The 21,870-nt window shown below is 48.2% G+C and carries 17 protein-coding genes; 5 read left to right on the top strand and 12 right to left on the bottom strand.

Annotation, left to right across the window (positions count from 1 at the left end; all coding sequences use genetic code 11):
• Positions 1 to 298 precede the first annotated feature (298 nt).
• The 6 genes from AB6805_RS17220 to AB6805_RS17245 all read right to left on the bottom strand — a co-directional run bounded on the left by AB6805_RS17220 (position 299) and on the right by AB6805_RS17245 (position 7,610).
• On the bottom strand, positions 299 to 1,732 hold the full coding sequence (locus AB6805_RS17220) for a TolC family protein (RefSeq protein WP_370910679.1): 1,434 nt from the start codon (positions 1,730 to 1,732) through the stop codon (positions 299 to 301).
• Positions 1,725 to 4,892, bottom strand: a complete 3,168-nt coding sequence (locus tag AB6805_RS17225) for an efflux RND transporter permease subunit (protein WP_370910680.1) — start codon at positions 4,890 to 4,892, stop codon at positions 1,725 to 1,727. Before AB6805_RS17225 ends, AB6805_RS17220 begins: the two co-directional genes overlap by 8 nt.
• A gap of 22 nt (positions 4,893 to 4,914) precedes the next feature.
• A complete protein-coding gene (locus tag AB6805_RS17230) occupies positions 4,915 to 5,997 on the bottom strand; it encodes an efflux RND transporter periplasmic adaptor subunit (RefSeq protein ID WP_370910681.1) in 1,083 nt (360 codons plus the stop codon).
• A 160-nt stretch (positions 5,998 to 6,157) separates the two neighbouring features.
• Positions 6,158 to 6,547: a hypothetical protein gene (locus AB6805_RS17235; protein ID WP_370910682.1), complete on the bottom strand. Its 390-nt coding sequence runs from the start codon at positions 6,545 to 6,547 to the stop codon at positions 6,158 to 6,160.
• Positions 6,548 to 6,708: 161 nt separating this feature from the next.
• The gene (locus tag AB6805_RS17240) at positions 6,709 to 7,242 is read right to left on the bottom strand and encodes a hypothetical protein (RefSeq protein ID WP_370910683.1); all 534 of its coding nucleotides are present in this window, start codon (positions 7,240 to 7,242) and stop codon (positions 6,709 to 6,711) included.
• Positions 7,242 to 7,610: a winged helix-turn-helix transcriptional regulator gene (locus tag AB6805_RS17245; RefSeq protein WP_370910684.1), complete on the bottom strand. Its 369-nt coding sequence runs from the start codon at positions 7,608 to 7,610 to the stop codon at positions 7,242 to 7,244. Before AB6805_RS17245 ends, AB6805_RS17240 begins: the two co-directional genes overlap by 1 nt.
• Positions 7,611 to 7,748: 138 nt before the next feature.
• Between AB6805_RS17245 and AB6805_RS17250 the strand changes: the two genes are divergently transcribed.
• The 5 genes from AB6805_RS17250 (at position 7,749) to AB6805_RS17270 (ending at position 10,714) form a co-directional block, all read left to right on the top strand.
• Positions 7,749 to 8,501, top strand: coding sequence for an SDR family NAD(P)-dependent oxidoreductase (locus AB6805_RS17250; RefSeq protein WP_370910685.1), 753 nt, complete (start codon positions 7,749 to 7,751; stop codon positions 8,499 to 8,501).
• Between the two features lie 267 nt (positions 8,502 to 8,768).
• Positions 8,769 to 9,200, top strand: coding sequence for an SRPBCC domain-containing protein (locus AB6805_RS17255; RefSeq protein ID WP_370910686.1), 432 nt, complete (start codon positions 8,769 to 8,771; stop codon positions 9,198 to 9,200).
• 242 nt (positions 9,201 to 9,442) lie between these two features.
• A complete protein-coding gene (locus AB6805_RS17260) occupies positions 9,443 to 9,763 on the top strand; it encodes an ArsR/SmtB family transcription factor (RefSeq protein ID WP_370910687.1) in 321 nt (106 codons plus the stop codon).
• Positions 9,760 to 10,263, top strand: a complete 504-nt coding sequence (locus AB6805_RS17265) for an SRPBCC domain-containing protein (RefSeq protein WP_370910688.1) — start codon at positions 9,760 to 9,762, stop codon at positions 10,261 to 10,263. The genes AB6805_RS17260 and AB6805_RS17265 overlap by 4 nt, the downstream gene beginning before the upstream one ends.
• A 73-nt stretch (positions 10,264 to 10,336) precedes the next feature.
• The gene (locus AB6805_RS17270; RefSeq protein ID WP_370910689.1) at positions 10,337 to 10,714 is read left to right on the top strand and encodes a DoxX family membrane protein; all 378 of its coding nucleotides are present in this window, start codon (positions 10,337 to 10,339) and stop codon (positions 10,712 to 10,714) included.
• 109 nt (positions 10,715 to 10,823) lie between these two features.
• Here the strand turns inward: AB6805_RS17270 and AB6805_RS17275 are convergent, their stop codons facing one another.
• From AB6805_RS17275 to AB6805_RS17300, 6 genes are all read right to left on the bottom strand, one after another.
• Positions 10,824 to 14,924 carry a glycoside hydrolase family 2 TIM barrel-domain containing protein gene (locus AB6805_RS17275; protein WP_370910690.1) on the bottom strand — a complete coding sequence of 1,367 codons (4,101 nt, stop codon included), beginning with the start codon at positions 14,922 to 14,924 and terminating at the stop codon, positions 10,824 to 10,826.
• 57 nt (positions 14,925 to 14,981) lie between these two features.
• Entirely contained in the window at positions 14,982 to 16,112 is a 1,131-nt protein-coding gene (locus tag AB6805_RS17280) for a FecR family protein (RefSeq protein WP_370910691.1), read from the bottom strand.
• Between the two features lie 41 nt (positions 16,113 to 16,153).
• A complete protein-coding gene (locus AB6805_RS17285; RefSeq protein ID WP_370910692.1) occupies positions 16,154 to 16,693 on the bottom strand; it encodes a sigma-70 family RNA polymerase sigma factor in 540 nt (179 codons plus the stop codon).
• Between the two features lie 112 nt (positions 16,694 to 16,805).
• Positions 16,806 to 18,068 carry an SGNH/GDSL hydrolase family protein gene (locus AB6805_RS17290; protein WP_370910693.1) on the bottom strand — a complete coding sequence of 421 codons (1,263 nt, stop codon included), beginning with the start codon at positions 18,066 to 18,068 and terminating at the stop codon, positions 16,806 to 16,808.
• Positions 18,069 to 18,078: 10 nt separating this feature from the next.
• Positions 18,079 to 19,476 carry an alpha-L-fucosidase gene (locus AB6805_RS17295; protein ID WP_370910694.1) on the bottom strand — a complete coding sequence of 466 codons (1,398 nt, stop codon included), beginning with the start codon at positions 19,474 to 19,476 and terminating at the stop codon, positions 18,079 to 18,081.
• A 153-nt stretch (positions 19,477 to 19,629) separates the two neighbouring features.
• Positions 19,630 to 21,864, bottom strand: coding sequence for a glycosyl hydrolase family 28-related protein (locus AB6805_RS17300; protein ID WP_370910695.1), 2,235 nt, complete (start codon positions 21,862 to 21,864; stop codon positions 19,630 to 19,632).
• Positions 21,865 to 21,870: the final 6 nt, after the last annotated feature.

Here is a 21,870-nt window from a genome sequence, read left to right on the forward strand (position 1 = left end):
CTTTTTAAATGTGCCCAGGAACAGACCTATCAGTTTGTTAATCTTGATAATGTTACGCATATTATGGTAGATGCAGATAGCAACGGGATACAGTTCTTTCTTGCTCCCGCAGGGCCTTCACAACAGAGTATTTATTGGAGTTATACGGCTCCGGAACCGTTTAATTATGACTTGAAGCGGCTGGCATCCTTGGATGTTATGTTGCCCAGGTAAACTATCAACAGAAATGGCATAAAAAATTCTTTATAACATAAAAAAAGCCGGCTATCACAGCCGGCTTTTTCATGCAGATAGTTTTTTATTTCCACCCGCCCCCAAGGTCCCTGTAAACATTAATCACAGCATTGAGCTGTTGTTTTTTTGTTTCTATCAGGTCGAGTTTGGATTCCAAGGCATCCCGTTGTGTCATCAGCACTTCCAGGTAATCGGCCCTGGCCGACTTGAACAGGTCGTTGGAAATATCGATGGACCGGGTCAGGGCATCCACCTGTTTCGATTTCAAATCATAGCTCTTTTCCAGGTTACTGATGCTGGAAAGCTGATTGGAAACTTCGAAGTATGCATTTAAAATGGTGCGCTCATAATTATACATGGCCTGTAATTGCCGTGCATTGGCGTTACTGAATTCGGCTTTAATGGCATTCCGGTTAATAAGCGGCCCTGCCAGGTCGCCCGCAAGAGAGTACAATAAAGACTCCGGCATCTTGAACAGGTAAGATGGCTTAAATGCCTGGAATCCTGCACCTGCAGAAATACCCAGGGAAGGATAGAATTCCGCCCGCGCAATTTTCACATCCAGTTTCGCAGCAGCCAATTCCAATTCTGCTTTCTTGATATCCGGCCGGTTAGCCAGTAATTGTGAAGGAATACCGGAACTTACTGCCGGAGGCACTGCACTTAGGAAGTTACCCTTGTCCCGGATAATCTCCTGCGGATAGCGTCCCAGCAGGAAGTTGATCTTGTTTTCTGTTTCTTTTATATTTTGAAGAATGTCAAATTCCAGGCTTTGCGACTTCAGTACTTCGGCCTGAAATTTCTGCACGGCCAGCTCCGTTACCCTGGTGGCTTCCTTCTGCACCTTTACAATCTCAAGGGCATTTTTTTGCAGCTCAATGTTCTGTTTTACGATCAGAAGCTGGTTGTCGAGGGCCAGGAGTTCATAATAAGAATTAGCTACTTCCGCGACGAGGTTTGTCAGCACAAAGTTTTTGCCCTCCACGGTAGATAAATACCTGGTTACCGCGGCCTTTTTGGCGTTATGTAACTTCTTCCAGATATCCACTTCCCAGTTGGCATAAGCGCCTATGGACAAATCCGTCAACGGATCGGGCATTTCTTTACCGGGAGTGATTTCCGTAGAGGCGTCACCGGCGCCCTGGCTGGTATATCTTCCTACTTTTTCCACGCCAACACCCGCTCTGGCGGTGACTGTTGGCAGCAACGCCCCCTGCCTGAACCGGATATCATTCCTCGCTATTTCCACTTCCTGCAGGGTGACCATCAACTCCTGGTTGTTTTTCAGCGCAGTGTCTACCAGGTCCACGAGGTTTTTATCGGTGAAAAAGTTTCTCCATTCAATAGCTGCCGTATTTGTCGTATCCCCGTTGCCGTTATAAGACCCGGGAACGGACCTGTTCTCAGCCGACGGCAGGCTGGCCGGCACCCTGCAACTGGCGATGGCCAGGCAGATACCAACCAGGCCAACGCCGCTATGTATCCTGAATTTATACATTGTTATCAATTTCTTCTGTTAAAGGATTTTCTTCTTCGTCTTTCACAAGTGCATGTCCTTCTGCAAGTTTGCCGAAGATGTAGTACAGCCCGGGTATGATCAGCACACCGAAAATAGTTCCGAAAAGCATACCGCCGGCAGCGGCGGTACCAATGGTACGGTTACCAACCCTGCCTGGGCCGGAGGCCAGTACCAGCGGGATCAGCCCTGCAATAAACGCGAAGGAGGTCATGAGGATAGGCCGGAACCTTACCTTTGATCCTTCCATGGCCGCTTTCAGCACCGTTTCTCCCGCGCGGTGTTTCTGCACCGCAAACTCCACGATCAGCACCGCATTTTTTCCCAGCAAACCGATCAGCATCACCATGGCTACCTGTGCGTAAATGTTATTCTCCAGTCCCAGGCATTTCAATAAGAAGAATGCGCCGAAGATACCGGGAGGTAAGGAGAGAATTACTGCCAGCGGCAGGATAAAGCTCTCGTATTGCGCAGCCAGGATCAGGTATACGAAACCAAGACAGATCAGGAATATATAGATGGCCTGGTTGCCCTGGGCTACCTCGTCTTTTGAAATACCGGCCCAGTCGATCCCAAACCCTCTCGGGAGGCTCTTTTGCGCCACTTCATTGATTACCTTGATGGCCTCGCCGCTACTATACCCTGGTGCGGCGGCGCCGCTGATTTCCGAGGCGTTGTACATATTATGCCGGGTGATCTCTGATAAACCATACACCTTTTCCATTTTCATGAAATCCGAAAACGGCACCATCTCATCACGGTCGTTCTTTACGTAAAGCTTCAGGATATCGTCGGGTAATGCCCTGTACTGTGGCGATGCCTGTACGATCACTTTATACTGGCGATCGAATTTGATAAAGCTGATTTCGTAGTTACTGCCCACGAGGGTGGAAAGCGTATTCATGGCATTGTCAATGCTGACACCTTTTTGCTGCGCGATATCGTTATCAATTCTCAGCATATACTGCGGGAAGCTGGCGCTGTAGAAGCTGAATACAGACGACAGTTCCGGGCGTTTGCCCAGTTCTTTTACAAAGTCGCGGCTCACCGTTTCCATCTTCTTATAATCACCTGATCCGGCTTTATCCAGCAAACGTAATTCGAAGCCACCGGCGGCTCCGTAGCCCGGCACAGCAGGCGGCTGGAAAAATTCGATAGTAGCACCGGTGATGTCTTTGGATTTTTCTTCCAGTTCACTGATGATTTCCTGGACAGAATGTTTCCTGTCTTCCCAGCTCTTCAGGTTGATGAGGCAGGTGCCCGAATTGGACCCCGTTCCTTCAGTAAGAATTTCATAACCTGCCAGGGAGGAAACGGATTGTACGCCTTCCACGCCTTCTGCAATTTTCTGCAGCTTTTCAGCTATCTGGTTGGTTCTTTCCAGGGATGATCCGGGTGGCGTTTGTATGATGGCATAGAACATTCCCTGATCTTCGTTGGGAATAAAGCCCGAAGGAACTGTTTTATTCATGACCCATATCCCGGCACAGAAAACCACCAGTATACCAAAGGTGAGCGCCCGCCTGTTAACGATGACACCCAGTATTTTCTGGTATTTTCCGGAGGTGCGGTTGAATGAATTATTAAAGCCATCCAGGAATTTGCTGAGCGCATTTTTCTTTTTGGCTTCTCCATGTGTATTCTTCAGGATCATGGCGCAAAGCGCTGGTGTAAGCGTAAGCGCCACCACGCCCGACAGGATAATGGCGGTGGCCATGGTAATGGAAAACTGCCGGTAGAAGATACCTACCGGGCCCGACATGAATGCTACCGGGATAAACACTGCTGCCATCAGAAATGTGATGGCCACAATAGCGCCGGCGATTTCGTGCATGGCTTTTTTAGTGGCCTTCAGCGGCGAGAGATGTTCTTCTTCCATTTTGGCATGCACCGCTTCAATTACCACGATGGCGTCATCTACTACCACGCCGATGGCCAGCACCAGCGCAAACAGCGTGATGAGGTTGAGCGTGATACCCAAAAACTGCATGAACACAAATGTTCCGATGAGCGACACGGGTACGGCCATAGCAGGAATGAGGGTAGAGCGCCAGTCGCCGAGAAACAGGAATACCACCAAACCTACCAGCACAAAGGCTTCCAGCAGGGTATGGATTACCTTTTCAATAGAGGCGTCGAGGAATTTGGATACATCATAGCTGATTTCATAATCCATTCCTTTGGGAAACGAATTGGCTTTGATCTCCGCCATTTTGGCCTTTACATCCTTGATCACCTGGCTGGCATTACTTCCGTACGATTGCTTGAGCACAATGGCCGCCGAAGGTTTGCCGTTCAGGTTGGAATAGATATCGTACATGGAGCTGCCAAACTCCACGTCGGCTACATCTTTCAGCCGCAGTATTTCACCGTTCGGGCTGGACCGGAGGATCACATTTTCATATCCTTCTTTATTCGTAAACCTTCCGGGGTATTTCAGCACATATTCAAAGGTCTGGGATCTTTTCCCGGAGCTTTCACCGGTTTTACCCGGAGATGCTTCCAGGCTTTGCTCACCCAGGGCCTTCATCACTTCATCGGCGGAAATTTTGTAAGCCAGCATGCGGTCTGGTTTCAGCCAAATCCTCATGGCATATTCCCGGTTACCGAGAATATCAGCGAAGCCAACGCCATCTACTCTTTTTAATTCCGGTAAGATGTTGATATCAGCGAAATTGAAAAGGAATTTCTGGTCCGTTTGCGGATCGTCACTGTAAAGGTTGATGTACATGAGCATGTTGGATTCCTCACGGGTGATCTTAACACCTTCACGTACTACCAGTGGCGGCAGTTTGTTCACTACGGATGCCACACGGTTTTGAACATTCAACGATGCCTGGTTTGGATCGGTACCCAGGTTAAATACTACCTGGATAGAAGCCTCTCCATCGTTACCCGCATCGGAGGCAATGTATTTCATTCCCGGAACGCCGTTGATGGCCCTTTCCAGCGGAATGATCACTGATTTGATCATCAATTCACCGTTCGCTCCCGGGTATTCCGCGGTTACATTCACCTTTGGCGGCGATATGGAAGGGAACTGGGTTACCGGTAGCTGAGATATGGCTAAGGCGCCGAGGAAGACAATAATGAGCGATATTACTATGGACAGAACCGGTCGCTGTATAAACTTATTAAGCATTGATCTACACTATTAGATTGAACTATTCCGCTTTTAATCGCAGATGGGAAATAACTTCCTCGGGTTTCCGGTATTCATAGGTGATCTTATCATCATCTTTTACTTTCTGAACACCTTCGAGCAGTATCTTATCAGTTTCTGAAATGCCGTTTTCAACTACGTACATGTCGGGCATCTGCCCACGGATGGCAATGTTCCTGGATTTTACCATGTTGTTTTTGTCAACCACAAAAACATATAATTTATCCTGGATTTCATAAGTTGCCTTTTGCGGTATGACCAATGCATTTTTGAGCGGAATGGTCATGAGCACTTTGCCTGTTTCTCCATTCCTTAAAAGCTTGTCAGGATTTGGGAATCTTGCCCTGAAGGCAATATTTCCTGTTTCGTTGTTAAACTCACTTTCAATGGTTTCCACGTCTCCTTTGTATTGGAGGGGCTGGTTATTGGCCAGGAGCAGGCTTACTTTGTTGCTTCCCCGGCCTTTTGCGTTAGTGGCATAGTCGAGGTATTCCGGCTCAGATACATTGAAATAGGCGAACATCTGGGTGTTGTCTGAAAGGCTGGTCAGCAGACCACCTTCATCGATAACGCTTCCCAGTTTGAATGGAATACGGTCAATGGTGCCGTCGAACGGCGCCCTGATTTCTGTGAACGAGAGGTGGAGTTTCGCCAGTGCCATTTCGGCCTTTGCCTGGTCAAGTTTGGCCTGCGCCATGGCCTGCTCATTTTTTGACACCACATTTTTATCGACCAGGGTTTTGGTATTCTGCAGTTCTATCTCTGCTGCTTTGGCTTCTGCCTCTGCTTTCTGGAGTTCCGCCTCATAAACTTTCGGCATGATCCTGAACAGTAGCTGACCAGCTTTTACAAACTGGCCCTCATCTACATAGATGTTCTGGAGATACCCCCGTTCCTGGACCCTGATCTCGATGTTCCTGACAGATTTTATCTGCGAAACATATTCGTTGGTAAATGAAGTGTCGATTCTTACCGGGCTGGTAACGGTAAACTTGCCCGCCTCTTCTTTTACTTCTTTTTTTGATTTACAGCTTGTATGGCACAACATGACAAACAAGCCCGTAAACATGACAATTCTACTCATAATATTAAATGGATATTAAGCGATGGGATGCTTGTAAGGCAGGGATGCCTATGGACGCAAAAAGATTAGTCGCCGGAGCAGGAGCCCGGAGGAAGTAAAATGAATATACATCCGCCAGGCATGAATAATCACACCCTCGGTAACTGATGTATACTATTGATCAGATTCTTAAAACGCTTTGCGTAATGTATCTATTGGAAAGATGCCCCAGATAAGGTGTGGGGGCTTTAAAGCATTTATGGAGATAACTTAAAACGTCGAGGTCGGGGAGTGTCAGGTAATACCTGGCCAGCAGTTTATATTTTCTGGCCAGAAAATTATTCGCATCTTCTTCTTCAATGTCATCACTTATCAGGCATTCTTCTTCATTGTCTAAATTGCTGACAACAGAATTATCCTGGTTGGTGTCGGTAAATTTAATCCGGTGTTTGTGTTCAACATTCCTGGCGAAAGAGTTGGAAATATCGTTATGATGGGTAGCTGTAAAAGCATAGCCTTCCCCCCGGAGCAGGAGGAAACACAGATATGCGAAAAATATAGCTACTCTCATTTGGGGGCCAAAAGTAATAAAACTTTGAGAGCAAACGAAAAAATCATGGGGTTTTGCTTGTGAAGAAACTGTTATTTTTCGTTTGAGGTCTTTTTATCAAATATGATTAATTATATTAATGTATTTCCCGGAGGGCCCGGAAGCCGTTAGTGGGCGGGATCTTAATCGATGCCCAGGTCACTTGTAAAAGATTTATCAGGAGTTATCTCATAGTAGTCAACGCCTGTTTTGGCAACGGTAATACCCATTATGATAACATATACTTCATATTTACTTTTGATCTTATTTTTATCAATCAGCGTTTTGAAGTTGCGGGCGCATATGGAGGTTGTGAATTGATCGATGGTAATGGTAGTCCAATCATATTTTGGTGCGCGGGCAAAAATATCAGGTTGGGGTACTTCAAGCCGGAGATGGTTTTTAAAAGCCGACCAGCTTTTTTGATCACCAGGAGAGAGGTAGGTGGAGATTTTGTCGGTCAGCTTAATCTCATGATTTGTTGATGAGATACTATCAGCTACCTGTTGAAAGACCTGCGCTTTAAGATCCATACCATGGTCAGCAACATGCAAATGCTTCGCTGCTACATCGACCATATTCTGAACTGTAAAGATTTCTGCTGCTTCAATATCCGGAATCTGAATGCCGAAATAATTCTCAATTTCGACCAATAGGTCAATGCTGTCCAGTCCCATTACACAATTTCTTTCTTCGTTAAATCCCGGTGTTTGCCTCCCCAGGCACTTAGCTGTTTAAAGATAGGACCGAACTCCAATGCCATTTTAGTGAGTTCATATTCCACCCGTGGAGGCACTTCCGCATATACGGTTCGTTTAACCAGTCCGTCCTGTTCCATTGCCCGTAGCTGCAGGGTTAACATGCGTTCCGTAATGTAGTAGAACTCGTGTTTCAATTCACTAAACCTCATTTTCTTCTCCGCTAGTTTATCCAGGATAAGAATTTTCCACCTGCCCCCGATTTTATTAACCGCATAGGTAAGATCACATTCCACAATGATGTTTTCATTGCGGCTATAAGTTGAGTTTTTCTTTCTGGTTGCCATTACTTACACGTTTGTTAGTACCGTACAATTGGTTGTATAGCCTGTAAATTTAGATGCTACCCGCTACTTTTACAAAGAAATTTTCAGCCGTTGTTTTTTTGGTATGAAAATGAGTTTTACAAAGATTAATCTAAAAATATGGATCTGTATTTAAGCGGGAAAACCGCAGTAGTAACGGGCGCCAGCCAGGGAATTGGCCGGGCAATTGCAAAAGAACTGGCTATTGAAGGAGTCAGGGTCCTGGCCGTTGGAAGAAACGAAGCGTTGCTGGATAGCTTTAAAGCCGAAGTGGCAGGGGCAGGTGGCGTGGAGCCGGTTATTTTTGTCCAGGACCTGGTCGCGCCCGACGGGCCGCAAAAGATTGCCGCCGCGGCGTTGTCCATTTTGGGGCATGTGGATATTCTTATTAACAATGCCGGTCGTAGCCGGCCGGTGGAAGTTGTTGGGCCTGAGGAGCCGTGGGTGGAGTCAATGACACTGGACTTCGACCGACAGCGGCAATTAACGCAACAGCTGTTGCCCCATTTTATAGCACGTAAGCAAGGGGCTATTCTGAACCTGATCAGCACGTATGAATTACGTACCATTAATGTGTCGGCGATAGCCAAAGCTGCGGTGGTAGCGTGGTCCAAACAGCTTTCGGGGCAACTGGGAAAATATGGTATCCGGGTCAACTGCCTGCAGCCAGGCTTAATAGATACAGAGAATATACGACCCTACTTTCCGGGCGAGGAACGCCGGAAATTTGCGGAGCGCGAAATTCCGCTGGGTGATTTTGGCACACCACAGGAAATGGCCAACATGGCTGTTTTCCTGGTATCGCCCCGTGCAGGGTATGTTACTGGTGCTGTTGCCACTGTTGATGGAGGAATGCGTTATCACGCGTTCTGATCAATGCCTTATGCTACATCAGGGGTTGGAGGATCCGGAGGGTAATGGATGGTGGTGAAGCTTATGATTTCGACAGTTACGTTGCCGATAAAATCCATTCATCTTCCATCGTCAGGGATAATTGTTGGTTGACTTAAAGCTATTAAATTTTCTATACCCTCACAATTTTTTAATAGCTGCGTTTAAAGTTTAGCTAAATTCATAGGATGAAAAATTAGTCCTTGCTGAAAAAAATACTTTGGGCCGCGGAATAATAAAGTTCAAAGAATGGAAAAAATGATAGACAGAAAAGTAGTAATCAATGCTCCCATTGCGGAGGTATGGAAAACAATTACAGATGTTAGACTAATGACACAATGGATGGGAGGTGCAGAGCTGAATCTCAGTGTTGCTACTACCTGGGAGGTAGGATCGCCATTAGTCGTCAGCGGCTTTCATCATGCAAAGTTTGAGAACAAAGGAACGGTGCTGGAATATTCACCAGGACATGCGGTGAGTTATGACTTTTTAAGTTCATTGTCCCGGTTGCCCGATAGCCGGGAGAACTATACCGTTATCCGGTTTGCACTGGCGCCGGAGGAGGAGCATACTTTGTTGTCGCTGACACTCACTAACTTCCCCACGGAGACTATATACCAGCATTTGAATTTCTATTGGAATGGTACGCTGGGGATTCTGAAAAAAATGATGGAAGGTTAAAAAGCAGGTAAAATATTCGGTTGGTTTCCCAAAGCTGGTCATCAGACCGGCTTTTTTATTCGATAAAATTTGCGTTATAAAGATTTAATTCCGCTGATAATCAACTTATTGGAAGTGATATTTACTTTTTCACCTGATACCTGTTCTCTTTTCCCGCCAAAAAAAATTCTCCAAATATTTTGCGCAACCGATTAGTTGCTTATATTTGCAACTGATCGGTTGCATGAATAAATTACGGAGAAATGAGAAGAGATGTTTTTCAGGCTATTGCCGACCCGACCAGACGGGCCATCATATTACTTATTGCGGTTCAGGCATTGACACCCAACGCCATAGCTGAACATTTTGAAATAAGCCGGCAGGCTGTTTCGAAACACCTGCGCATCCTGACGGAATGTGAACTGGTGAAACAGGAACAATCCGGCCGGGAAATTTTCTACCAGCTCAACGGAAATAAAATGCAGGAAATTGATAAATGGCTCGGGCAATTCAGGGAATTGTGGGAGGGGAGATTTAATGAACTAGACCAAGTATTGTTAACTATAAAAAACAAAAAGAAATGAGTAAGAATCTATCGTTTGATTTTTCTGTAAACAAGGAGAACAACACCATCACCGTTAAACGGGAATTTGCCGCGGAACTTCCTTTGGTTTGGGACGCCTATACGAAAAGCGAAATCCTCGACCTCTGGTGGGCGCCAAAACCCTGGAAAGCCAGAACAAAAACAATGGACTTCAGAGAAGGCGGACATTGGCACTACGCCATGGTGGGTCCGGAAGGCGAGGAACATTGGGCATTGGCCACCTACAAAAACATCCAGGTGCAGAAAAAATTCACCGGGCTCGATGCTTTTGCAGATGCAGCAGGAAATATCAATAAAGAGATGCCGCAATCGGAATGGAACGTCACCTTTGTTGACAAAGGAGCTGTAACACTGGTGCAATTGCACATTTCTTATGCCGATCTGGCTCAACTGGAAGCAACCATTCAAATGGGCTTCAAAGAAGGCCTGGGAATGGCTATGGAAGGATTAGACGAACTGCTGCCATCCTTGAAAAAGTAGAATTTCTCCACAACTCATATTGCGGATATACAGCAGATAAAAATGAAATGTATATTTACGGAAAATAAAAACTATGAAAAACAAAATCCTATTTGTCGTAAGTCTTCTTTTCGGACTTATGTTTATTAACGCGGGACTGAACAAATTCTTTAACTACATGCCGGTACCCAAAGACATGCCTGAAAGCATGATGAAGTTAATGGGCGCCTTTATGCAGATAAGCTGGTTAATGCCGCTTGTTGGAGCAGCTGAAGTGATAGGCGGTGCGCTTTTCATTCCTAATAAAACCAGGGCACTTGGCGCAATAGTTATTCTCCCGGTAATGGTAGGAATTGTTTTAACAAATATCTTATATGCTCCTTCAGGGCTGCCTATCGCACTTGTGATGCTGGCAATTAATATCTGGGTAATCATTGAAAACCGGAAGAAGTATTTGCCGATGGTAAGCTAAGTAGTGTATTGAGATCATTTAAAAAGCCTCCAGGTCCTATAACCTGGAGGCTTTTGGTTTCTTAACCGGAAGCAGGGCTAACGCTGAAAGTTATATCCGCAAAAAGATATTACCAGTACACAAACTGGTAGGGATCAAAAAATTTATAAGCCACCGGGTAAAAGCTGGTCTTCCCTGTTATACTTGTTTGCGCCTCGCCGGCTTCCGGATACGCCATATTGGCCCAGAAACCAAACCCGCCTTTGCCCGAAGCAACTTTGATAGTGAGGATATTTTCACCTGCGGAAAGAGCAACCGGGAGGATAAATTCGTTTTCCCTTTTCTGGTGATTAGCGTCTACACGCAGGATGGATTTGCCGTTCAGCCATACTTCCATCCAGTAGTCAACGCCCATACGAAGAGTGGCTTTTTGTGCCACTGGGCTGTTCACGCTTTTGGTTACATACGCTACCGCATTATCGTCTTTGCCGCCGAAGACTTTACTGAGGTCTACAAAACCATGCTGACCGGCATTCACCGTTTGCCGCCAGTCCAGCACTTTGCCCTCTGCTGTTTTATAGGTAAGGTTCGGATTCTCCGCGCCGGCAATAGCATCCAGCTGCCCCGGAAAAGTAGTGTCCAGTACCTTTGCGCCACTGGATGTATTGACAGTAAAAGGCCCCAATACTTTCCAGGAACTGAGTGTTTGGAAAGAAAGCGGGCGGTTTACCTTACAAAGCCTGCGGGCAGTTGCGGGGGAAGGAGCAGCGCCAAGATTGGTGAGCAATTGGGCGGTCAACTGATGCAGGCGGATCACACTTAACCGGATGGCTTCCTGTTTTTCAGGAGCATCTGCATAACGCTGCGCCAGTTGATCCGGGGTTATTTGCAGATAGATGCTTTTACCCTTACCGGTGTTAATGGCTGAAAGAAGCCCGTCACATAATGAGGAAGCAGTAAACGCCGTTACCTGTATAGTATCCCGCCACCGTAACAGGTTAGGGCCGATGGCCCTGAGTAGCTGCCCGGCTTTTCCAGGCTTCGCCCGCACTATAGTTTTAGCAATTGTATTTAATCCCTGCTGTGATAGAAATGATGGCTGCTGCGGAAGATAAAATGCAATACCACCGGCGGCAACAAATGCCTTGACCTGTGGCAGTACAGTCGTTTGGTCTGCACCAAATACCCATATGGCATTACCGGCGCCGGGGCCTTCCCGCAGGGAGATGCCCGCATCAGTGAGCAGTTTCCTGCCGGTGCTGTCGCCGGTATAATATACCTCGCGTAAACCGGGAAGCGATGATCGCTGCGACGTAAACAGGTTTTTAGCGAGCAGCGTGGCAACGGGATCAGTGCCAACGCGACCGGTAAGATCGAGTGAACAAAAAGTGACTTTGCCTTTGCCATACCGCCATTCCAGCAACGGTGTATACGCCATATCAAATTCAGTTTGCAGGATAGGCGTGAACCCCGCCACCTCAGGGGTTTTCAGTACTACGGAAGCAACGGCATGGCGATTGGTCCACTTTGGCGCATGCTGTGTGTCGTAGCTTTTTGCCAGCCTGCCTTCCGGCAGCAGGTCGGGACTGCCTCGCCAGTTGATCATATCTGCCGGTTGCAACCCCGCCAGGAGCGCACTTTCCCGGTCACGGATAAAGGTATAGCGCGGCATGGTTTCTATCGTTTCAAAACCCATACCGTCCCATACGGCAGGTGGCTGTTCCAGTATAATCACACGCAACCCGCCCGCAATATCTCTTTCATTATACGGTAGTGTATCGCCCGGCTGCAGGGCCTCGCGGCCTATCACCAGTATGGCATCAGAGGAGATACGGCGACCTTTCTCCCATGCAGAATATTGTATGCCCAATTGCTTCAGTGAAGCTGCCGATTTCCCCGCAGGATCATAAAGCAACACCGGTGCTTTCACCACGGCAGGCGCGGGCCGCGGGAAAACAGTGAGCGGAAACGTGTCGTTTGGCGTCCCGGCAACGGCAAGCACCAGTTGCACGTCGGTCCGGACAGTTACGGGCGGCGCTTTCAGCGAAAGCGGAAACTGCTTTATTTCGCCGCCATTTACCGCCAATGATACAGATCCCTGCTGAAACACTTTATCGCCTTGTTTAAGCATCCATTTTGCTTCCGGCGCTATTTTATGAGGACCATCCCATACTACAGCCACCGCTTTTTCAAAAGGTTCGCCGCTAAAGAAGGTATGCGTTTTATCGGTGTGCACCGGCGAACCGGCCAGGTAAACCAGCAATGGCTGATTGGCTTGTTTGAAAATATCGAAGCGTGGATTGGCCCATGAAGGTTTGCCGGTAAGTGGAGCGGTGAGTGATTTGTAACGTTGCGTGAAGCTTTTCAGTTTTTCCCCGTTAGGATTGCCATAGCCTTCCAGCAGCCAGTACAGCCAGCCTCCGTTGACGCCCCACGTGCGCCATGCACGGTTGGTATTGCGCGTAAATAATTCCTGGAAGCGCCAGAAACCGGGATACTGCTGAAAGTCCATTTGTTCCCAGGTAGCGCTGCTGGCAGCATTGCTTTTTTCTATCGTTTGCCGCAGCCCTTTTTCTCCCTCAGTGGTATAGGCGGCATCGCCGAGGTACATGGATAAATATTCCGTGAGCAGGAACTGCTTTCCCTTCCAGAAGTTATTCCAGTAAGGAGGCCCGAATTCAACGGCGGAATAAGGCATATTACCTTCCCTGGCCCAGGCCATCGGCCATTCTTCCCTTTCCTGCAGGGGTACAAAATTCAGGTACACGTTGGCAGACGACACGTCGCCCACACTGCCATCGGCATGCGCAAACACCAGCCGCGTGGGATCTTCCTTTTTCACCATGCTGCACGCCAGGTCTATCACCTTGCCTTGCGTGGAATAAACGGAATCGCGTTTCCCCATCCTGGCCGGATCAATATTTGATTTGGGATTAGCGCTGTTCATGGCAATCACCCAGGCAAGAATACTGGGATGATTGCGGTAATGACGGGTAAAGTAGGCCGCTTCTTTTTGATAGTCGTTCTGCAACTCCGGATCATGCAGCAGTTTATCACGCAGCACGGAAACAGAAGGGCCTGGCATGGTACAGCCCATGCCCGTCCGGTCCATTTCATCGAGCATGTGTTCATGGAGGAGCGGCGTTTCTGCATCATTCAGCCACCACAGTTTGTGATGCGGCTGGAACTGGCCAACGTTGTAGCCAATCAGCCGGTAAAGCGACAAGCCATACTGATTGGCGCCATACACATCTGTAAGCCGCCAGCGAGAGAGATGACCATTCATAAACAGCTGGTTGCCGGCAGTCCATATTTCCCTGAAACCGAAGGTCACATCCGGGTAACGGCAAAGCGTTTTACCGCCCTGTGCCAATGCCACCTTTGCCTTGTAGAGGTAGGGACTATCCAGTTCCCAACACACAGGGTTTTGCCATGCGCCCGTTATGCGGTACACGTGTTTTCCATTTACCAGCTGCATTGTTTTATTGGAAAGAGTAAGTACCCGTTTATTATGCTGATCAATGATCTCCGCCTGCAAATCATAGGCGCCGGTTACATTGTTGGCGTCCACTTCTACTTCAAGGGTAAGCGATTTATTCCTGAAAGAAGTAATGCAGAACACATCGGTGATGGCCTGCTGTGCCCTGGCAATAATAGTAACAGGCGCGGTGATGCCCATTGGCCAATCCGCCACGGGAACGATGTTCCCGGCGCCGTGCCTGGACACATAACGAAGGGGATCTTCTGTAAAGCCCCGGGAGATGCCGTTATAATCCCTGGTAACAAAAACACGGAGCGTGTTGGGTTGTCCGTAATGCAGGAATGGACCCAGGTTTATTTCACCACCGGGTCGGAGCACTTCTCCCACACGCTGCTGGCCCACAAATACAACGGCGTCGCCCTCTATCCGCCGGAAATCGGCGATCACATTTTTGGGCTGCCAGTCAGCCGGGATGTTGATCTGCTGCTCGTACCACAAACTGTTTACCTTATCCTGCGGCGTATCGGCCCAGGCGCTGTTTTTACCGGAGGAGATCTTTCTCCAGTCGGTGGCGGCAACAGTGCCCCATTTGCTGCTATCGGGAGCAATACCCTGCGATTGTGCGGGCTGTACCTTCCAGGAACCGCTCAGTCGAAGCGTGTCCTGCGCATGTCCTGCAAGGGTGACCAGGAGGGCGGTAAAAGAAACAATGATACGGTTGTTCAAAATAGTAAAACTTAAGTGCTGCATATACAACGCATCTTTAGGACTTAAATTCTACGGATATGGGTGAACGGTAAAAATGAATTATTTCAGGTGCAGCACGTTACCCTTATAATAGTACTGAACGCCGGAGGAAATAGCGATATTAGTGAGGAACACATCCAATGGCTTACGCTTGTCGATAGCGCCGGACAGCGTTTCGTTGGCCAGTGCCGGGTTGTCGAATATAACAGGCACTTCAAACCAGCGAGAGATGATCACGGCAATGCTGCTTAATTTTTCATCACGGAAGTGGGTGGTGCCGTCCATCCACGACAGGGTATTGTAGGTATCAAAAGAGGTGGTAACAAATTTTCCATTTTCATATACCGACTGATAGCCGGGAGATAATTTTACTTTGATATCTTTTCTGCTGCTGATTACCACCCCATCAACAAGCGATGTGGTAACCTTTGCAGGCTCATAGGCATGGATGTTGAAAGTGGTGCCCAATACTTCCACCTTTATTTCGCCGGCATGCACAATAAAAGGTTGCTGCTCATTTTTTGCTACTTTAAAATAGGCTTCGCCAGACAGGTATACCTCCCGGTTACCGCCTTTGAAAGCATAGGGGAAGCGGAGGCTGGACAGTGAGTTTAGCCAGACTTCCGTTCCATCTTTCAAAACTATTTTATAATCCAGTTTTCCCGGTACCATCAGCGTGGCCCATTCATCGGCTGTATTTTCCGGCGCAGTGTAGGTAAGACGGTTGCCGCTGGTAACCAGTTTTATAGCACCTGCCGTAATGGTATTACTGGCGGAAGCAGACAACGGGATATCTTTCCCGTCCGACAAGCGGAGCAGCAGCGTGTTTTGGGCGAGTGGTAAAGTTGCTGGCCCGGAAGCAATATTTCTGCCGGAAAAATACCAGATCCCGCCGGCAGCTATAATAAGCAATACAACGGCTGCGGCTACACGCCATTTCCGTAGCAGGAATACTTTTGAATGCGATCGCAGTTGCGGTTGTATGTTGTTCCAGCTTCGTGTTTCATCGATACCGGCCATAAAGCGCCGGCTTTTATCATTGTCCAGCTCCTCCCGGATGTTATTCCACATATCGGCTACCGCCGCATCATTTTCAATGGCAGCGGTCACCAGCCGGTCATCTTCTTCGCTGATAGACCCGGTTACTTTTTCAAAAAGTAATGCTCTTATATGTTCTCTGTTTACTTCCATCTGTAACTTAAAGACGATTTTTGCGCAAAAACGGGTGATCGTTATTTGTAGCCCGCAAACTTTTTTTGTAAGATTTTTAGTGCCAGCTTAAGATGCGTTTTAACAGAGTTAATGGTAATACCCATTTCTTCTGCCGCCTCTTTATACTTTTTATCTTCCAGGTAAACCAGGCTGAAAGCCCGTAAGCGCTGGTTGGGAAGCTCATTCAGGAGAAGGTCCATCTGTTGTGCAGTCTCTTTATTCTCTACAATATTTTCATTGATCTTATCTTCCAGTGTGTTGGCATACGCATGAAATCTCTTATGCTCATTTTTTCCCTTCTCAATAAAACTGAGGCATTTATTACGGATAGCAGTGTGGAGGTACGACTTAACGGAGTAGGTAATGTTAAGATACAGTTGTTTATCCCATATTTCGATGAAAAGGGATTGTACCTGATCTTCCGCTTCTGTTTCATCTTTTAACAGATAGTAAGCGTCAACATTCAGTGATTTGTAGTATTTCTTAAATAATTGTTCATACGCTTTTATATCACCCTGCCGGAGTTGATGCAATAAAAGCCCGTCGTCGTTATTATCCATGAAGAGATACTTATTAACGTGGTAAAAATCTCTATAACGTGTACTTAAAGTTAATATCTCTTTGTTAAGTTTCCCTCATTTATTTTTTATTTCCGGATACCGGAATGCTTCATTATTGCTGCTGGTTAGTGAGACTGCCCAATAGCAGCAGCCAGCCTGCATAGCAGGCATTCTCCTTATATTTTTCCAGGTCGCCGGGCTGGTTATCACCTGTTTTCAGGATGGCCATTTTATCTAACTTTTTACCGGATACTTCCAGGTTAATAGTGTGCGGCCCCGCATCGAGCAGGGGCAGGAAAAAGTAATGCGTGCGATAGTACACGGCGTGACGGTCGAAGCGGGGATATGGTTTGGCGGCTTGTCCATCTATCGTTACCTCATATTCACCGCATCCGGGGCCCACCAGGTCGTACAAACCTGCCAGGCGCCCGTTGAAATTTATCTGCAGTGATGACCCGGGGTATGTCGATTTAACAAGCAATGGAAAGCGTTGGCGGAATTGAACCGCCACGGTGTCGTTACTGTTGGAAAGATCAGACCACTGCCCGGTCCGGGGCAGGTCTTTCACAGCCACCAGCTGTGCATCTTCCCAGTTATCTTTGGTATAGGGAGCAATAAGCGTGTGTGTAAGCGGATGGTCATTCGTCCTCAGCTGCTGCATGGCGCGCACCAGCGCTTCGGTGTACAGGCGGTGACCCGTTGTGGTGTTAGGGTGTACATTGTCGCCGGAAAAAACGAGTTTGTCCGGGTACTGATCCGGTTTCCCCTGAAATACCAGTTTGCCTTCCTTCAACAGTGCCAATACCTGCATCCCAAGTTGCACGGAAGGAATGCCATAGTGCTGCGCAATATGTTCCATGGCGAGCATGGTGGGCCATAGTTGTCCCTGTTGCAGCACAGGTAACATATTGCCCGACATAGTGTATACAAAGCAAATGTCTGTCGACGGATTGGCTTTCCATATCTGCCGCACAATACCTTCCATTGTCTGGTGTACATAAAGTCCACCGTCATTTACCGCAAATTCCACAAACACAAGATCCGGTTGCTGCGACAGCACATCGCGGCGGAGCCGGAAAACGCCGAGGTCGGAGCCGGTCCCGCCTACGCCAGCATTGATCTGTTTTATTTGTGCCTGCGGGTATTGTTGCTGGAACCATTTCACCGATTGATCGCGCCAGCCACCGGAGGCAGCGGTAATGCTGCCGCCAAAATAGGCAATGGTAAGCGGTCCGCCGGATTTCAACTTCGCAAAGAAGTTGGGCAAGCCCTGGCGAAGGCGGTATTCCTGCATGGCGTTAAGCGAATCCGTTTGTGCATGCAGTGATAGTGATAGTAAAAAAAGAAGCACTACACCTGTCAATCTTATCGGCATATCTATATAGTTAACTCATTTTAAATACCCACACGGCTTCCCCGGCCAGCTGCTTACGCACGGCCTCCGGAATGCTGATCGTGATGGAATCGCCCGTTTGCTCCCATGTTAGTTTTTTTTCTGTACCCAGCAGGGTGATACCGGTTTTACGGCTCACATCTTTCAAAGGCGCACTGATAGTGGCCGGTAATATATTTTCTTTTTCTGCCGGGAGATAAGAAAGATAACGGGCTTTTTCACTTTTTGTAAAAGCCCATTTATCCTGGCGGTAAGGAGCAACAGGTTTGGTATCGTAAATAGACTCACTGTTTATTTTCATCCATTTGCCGATATCGGCCAGCCGCTGATAGGCTTCTGCGTGCCAGTCGCCATCAGGACCCGGCCCGATGTTGAGCAGCAGGTTACCGTTTTTAGCAACAATGTCCACCAGCATTTGTATCAGCTGCCGCGATGGTTTGTAATTTTCTTTTACAATGTACGACCAGGAGCGGCCCAGTGTCATACAGGTTTCCCACGGAACAGGGATGTAGTGATCAGGGATCTTTTGTTCCGGTGTGAGGTAGTTTACATATTCCGCCGCGCCGTGGCGGTCTACTACAATCAGGCCGGGCTGGTGTTTCCGCGCCATTGTCACAATGGGAGCCATATTGATGCCGGCCCAGCTGCCATCCAGCCAGAGAAGGTCCAATGCGCCGTAGTTGGTCATCAGCTCCTCGATCTGGTTGTACGTGAAATCGCAGAACCGTTGCCACCGTTCAGGATACTGTTTTTTATCGTAGCTCTGGTGGCGGTCTTTAGGCGGAAAATACGACCACCAGTAATCTTCCGAATGCCAGTCGGGCTTTGAAAAGTAAGCGCCTGCCATAAAATCTTTTTTACGGAAGGCATTAAAAATTTCCAGGGAAATATTGCTGCGCGGATTGGATGAAAAAGGTGTTTTGGCGCTGGTAATTTTATAGTCGGTGTACCTGGTGTCGAACATACAAAACCCATCGTGATGCTTGGTAGTAAACACTACATACCGCATACCGGCTGCTTTTGCGGCATCAGCCCATTTATCAGGATTAAAGTGCACGGGGTTGAAAGTGGTTTGCAGGTTTTCATACGCCTGTTTATACTGAAACCAGTTTGCTGCGTAGGGGCCTGTACGTTTGGTAAAGGGATAGTCTTCCGGTGAAAGCGACCATGATTCCACGACACCCCACTGGCTGTAGGTACCCCAATGCATAAACAGGCCAAACTTCAGGTCCTGCCAATGTGATAATTTAGCTTTCACCCGGTCGTCCGTTGGCGCGGCATAAGTTTTTTCAGGGTCGTATGCCTGTGTACCCTGACTGCCGGCGGATAAATGACTGCTGCACCAAAACATGACTAACAGCGTATTCCGGATAATTGATTGCTTCCCCATTTGTATTCTTTTTTCCTGCACGCTGGTATATAACTGTTATAGACAGATTCTTTCTTAAAACGGGTGAACGCCCGGAAAATTATCCACCACAGGCAGGGTCCGCCTGTGGTGAATGGTTTAACGGATACTATGACCACCAGGGTGGTGAATGGTTTAATAAGTGATGGTATAAGGTATGGTAATACTATTGCCTGTACCTGGTTTGAGAAACAGGTTAATGGTAAAACCACTGGTGGTTCTGTTACTGATATAAGGAGTATTGATGAGCAGCAGCGGCATACCGGCTGTTACCGCGGGCAGGCCCAGGGAGATAATTGCGGTGCCGGGCAGTAAAAAGTTAGGAACGCTGACAGGCGTAACATCGCTGCTCTGGAAGCTGGATGAATTTACATCTGCAGAGGTAGCCATATCACTGATGGTAACGCTGCCGCAAAAGGTGGTGGCTTTTTCCACGCGCACCGATCTTACGGCAATGTTGTCCCATAGCGGCTGACTGGCACTATCCCGGAACCAGGCGGAGAAGTCTGCCACCGGCATCGTGGAAGGAATGGCGAAGCCGGTTACCACGTACTGTTTATCTTCGTTGAGCGGGATGTTATTGAAGTCCCATCTTCCTAATAAATTAGTACCACCACTGGTAGAACACTGCATGCTGAACCTGCCCGCGGAAGCGCCTGCTGCCAGCCGGCGCAATACCACCGTTGCTTTCATGGGCGTGTTGTAAGGCGGGGCGTTGTCGTATCGCAGTTTTATGCACGACTGGTTATCGCTGATACTACCGGGATCAATTGTTGCCTTAAAGAATCCCCAGGCCGCACCGAATCGCTCCGTAGAGCCGTTGGCGTTAATGAACTGGTTATCTTTCACGCCCCTGGCATCGCCCACAATGTATACGTCGTTGTTGGTTTCGCGGTAGCGTTTTAAAGGGAACGGCCCCGTGTTTTCTTTTACAAAATTCCATATCACCGTTCCATCCGTGATGCCTGCGCCGGTTCCGGTTGGGCCGCTTGCTGCATCAGAGATACCTGCGGTGGTTACTATATAAACATACAACCCGTTTTGTACGGTTTGCCCCATAGCATAGGCCGTAGCGGGCTTCCATCCGGCATACTCCGTATAATACGCAGTGGCGTAATCGTTGCCTTGCACATCCAGTCGCTGGAAGTCGGTGCCGGAGGTGGCAAGCCCCGTGTTGCCGGCATTCGTGATCACGATCGGGTTATCTTTAAAAGACACGCCCCTGGCCACAATCCGGGTAAACATGCCTGCTTCCGCAAGGATGCCGTATTGGGCCCTGCCGTTGTTGGCGCCGGTAGCAGCGGCAGTATTAAATACAGCGCCTCTTTCCAGCAGGAGGTCCGAGCGGAAGGGCGACTGGGTACCATCTTTATGCAACCATATCAATGCTTTGGCGGCTGCGCCGGTGCTGCTGCCGTTGTTCACCTCCATAGCAGTGTCGCGGATAATCAGGCCACCATCCGTATCAATCATCACGCTGTTGGCATCGGGTGAAATGATGAGTGGTTCGGATGTTTCTATTAAGTTCCTGCCACCTATATAGGAGCCAGTTTTGCCGGCCCTGGTTTGCCTGGTGTAAATGGCTGCCACAGGTGGATTGCCATTGTTGTAAATACCCTGTTGAGTGGTTACATTGATGATGCGGTTCATGAAACACCCGATAAGCTTTATACCTATCCTGCCACCGCGAAGCAGGCACCTGTCGATAGTGCCGAGGTATACCGGCTCCCACCACACGCATGTTTGCGCAGGATCTGCAATTTCTTTTAACCGTATGTCTACATTTTGCAAAGTGGGGCGGTAGCAGTTGGAATAGTTGGTGCTGTAATACCGGATGCCGGTAAGGGCTTCGCCGCAATTGAGCGTGAGGTTCCTGATAGTGGGACCGGTAGCGCCGATGGTGGCGTCGAAGCTAAGGCAATGAATGTTACCCGTAGCGGTGGTAAAGTCGAGGATGGTAGGCGTAGGAGAATCTACAATGCCATAGTCGCCTTGTTCACCAGTGTAGGTTTGTCCTGTTTTAAGATTGATCTGCGCGGTTATTTTATAATTTCCTTTTGGAAAATAAATGATCCTGCCCGTGGCGGCGGTATCAATACATTTCTGAACGGCGGCGGTATCATCCGAGGAGGCATTGCCTTTTGCGCCAAACCATTTTACATTAAAGAGATTGGTGTCTGCCCGCAGCCATCGGCCCGCGCCGGCAACAACGATGATGGTGCCCCGGTTATCACCGGTGGTGTTGGTGGGTTGCCAGTAAAAGTCTCCGCCGCCGCCGTCGCCGGGCGCGTAATAGCCGAGCAGATTGCAATGTTCATTGGCGGTGGTACCTGCTGTGGTTTCTAAAAGGGAGATGTTTGTGATAGTCATAGTACA

The organism is Chitinophaga sp. RCC_12, from assembly GCF_041360695.1.
Taxonomy (GTDB): Bacteria; Bacteroidota; Bacteroidia; order Chitinophagales; family Chitinophagaceae; genus Chitinophaga.

Coding starts and splice junctions, on each gene's coding strand:
- AB6805_RS17240 (WP_370910683.1), bottom strand. CDS start 7,242: ATGGGACTGGACAGCATTGACCTATTGGTCGAAATTGAGAATTATTTC.
- AB6805_RS17265 (WP_370910688.1), top strand. CDS start 9,760: ATGAGTAAGAATCTATCGTTTGATTTTTCTGTAAACAAGGAGAACAAC.
- AB6805_RS17250 (WP_370910685.1), top strand. CDS start 7,749: ATGGATCTGTATTTAAGCGGGAAAACCGCAGTAGTAACGGGCGCCAGC.
- AB6805_RS17295 (WP_370910694.1), bottom strand. CDS start 19,476: ATGGGGAAGCAATCAATTATCCGGAATACGCTGTTAGTCATGTTTTGG.
- AB6805_RS17260 (WP_370910687.1), top strand. CDS start 9,443: ATGAGAAGAGATGTTTTTCAGGCTATTGCCGACCCGACCAGACGGGCC.
- AB6805_RS17280 (WP_370910691.1), bottom strand. CDS start 16,112: ATGGAAGTAAACAGAGAACATATAAGAGCATTACTTTTTGAAAAAGTA.
- AB6805_RS17270 (WP_370910689.1), top strand. CDS start 10,337: ATGAAAAACAAAATCCTATTTGTCGTAAGTCTTCTTTTCGGACTTATG.
- AB6805_RS17255 (WP_370910686.1), top strand. CDS start 8,769: ATGGAAAAAATGATAGACAGAAAAGTAGTAATCAATGCTCCCATTGCG.
- AB6805_RS17300 (WP_370910695.1), bottom strand. CDS start 21,864: ATGACTATCACAAACATCTCCCTTTTAGAAACCACAGCAGGTACCACC.
- AB6805_RS17290 (WP_370910693.1), bottom strand. CDS start 18,068: ATGCCGATAAGATTGACAGGTGTAGTGCTTCTTTTTTTACTATCACTA.
- AB6805_RS17220 (WP_370910679.1), bottom strand. CDS start 1,732: ATGTATAAATTCAGGATACATAGCGGCGTTGGCCTGGTTGGTATCTGC.
- AB6805_RS17235 (WP_370910682.1), bottom strand. CDS start 6,547: ATGAGAGTAGCTATATTTTTCGCATATCTGTGTTTCCTCCTGCTCCGG.
- AB6805_RS17225 (WP_370910680.1), bottom strand. CDS start 4,892: ATGCTTAATAAGTTTATACAGCGACCGGTTCTGTCCATAGTAATATCG.
- AB6805_RS17275 (WP_370910690.1), bottom strand. CDS start 14,924: ATGCAGCACTTAAGTTTTACTATTTTGAACAACCGTATCATTGTTTCT.
- AB6805_RS17285 (WP_370910692.1), bottom strand. CDS start 16,693: ATGGATAATAACGACGACGGGCTTTTATTGCATCAACTCCGGCAGGGT.
- AB6805_RS17230 (WP_370910681.1), bottom strand. CDS start 5,997: ATGAGTAGAATTGTCATGTTTACGGGCTTGTTTGTCATGTTGTGCCAT.
- AB6805_RS17245 (WP_370910684.1), bottom strand. CDS start 7,610: ATGGCAACCAGAAAGAAAAACTCAACTTATAGCCGCAATGAAAACATC.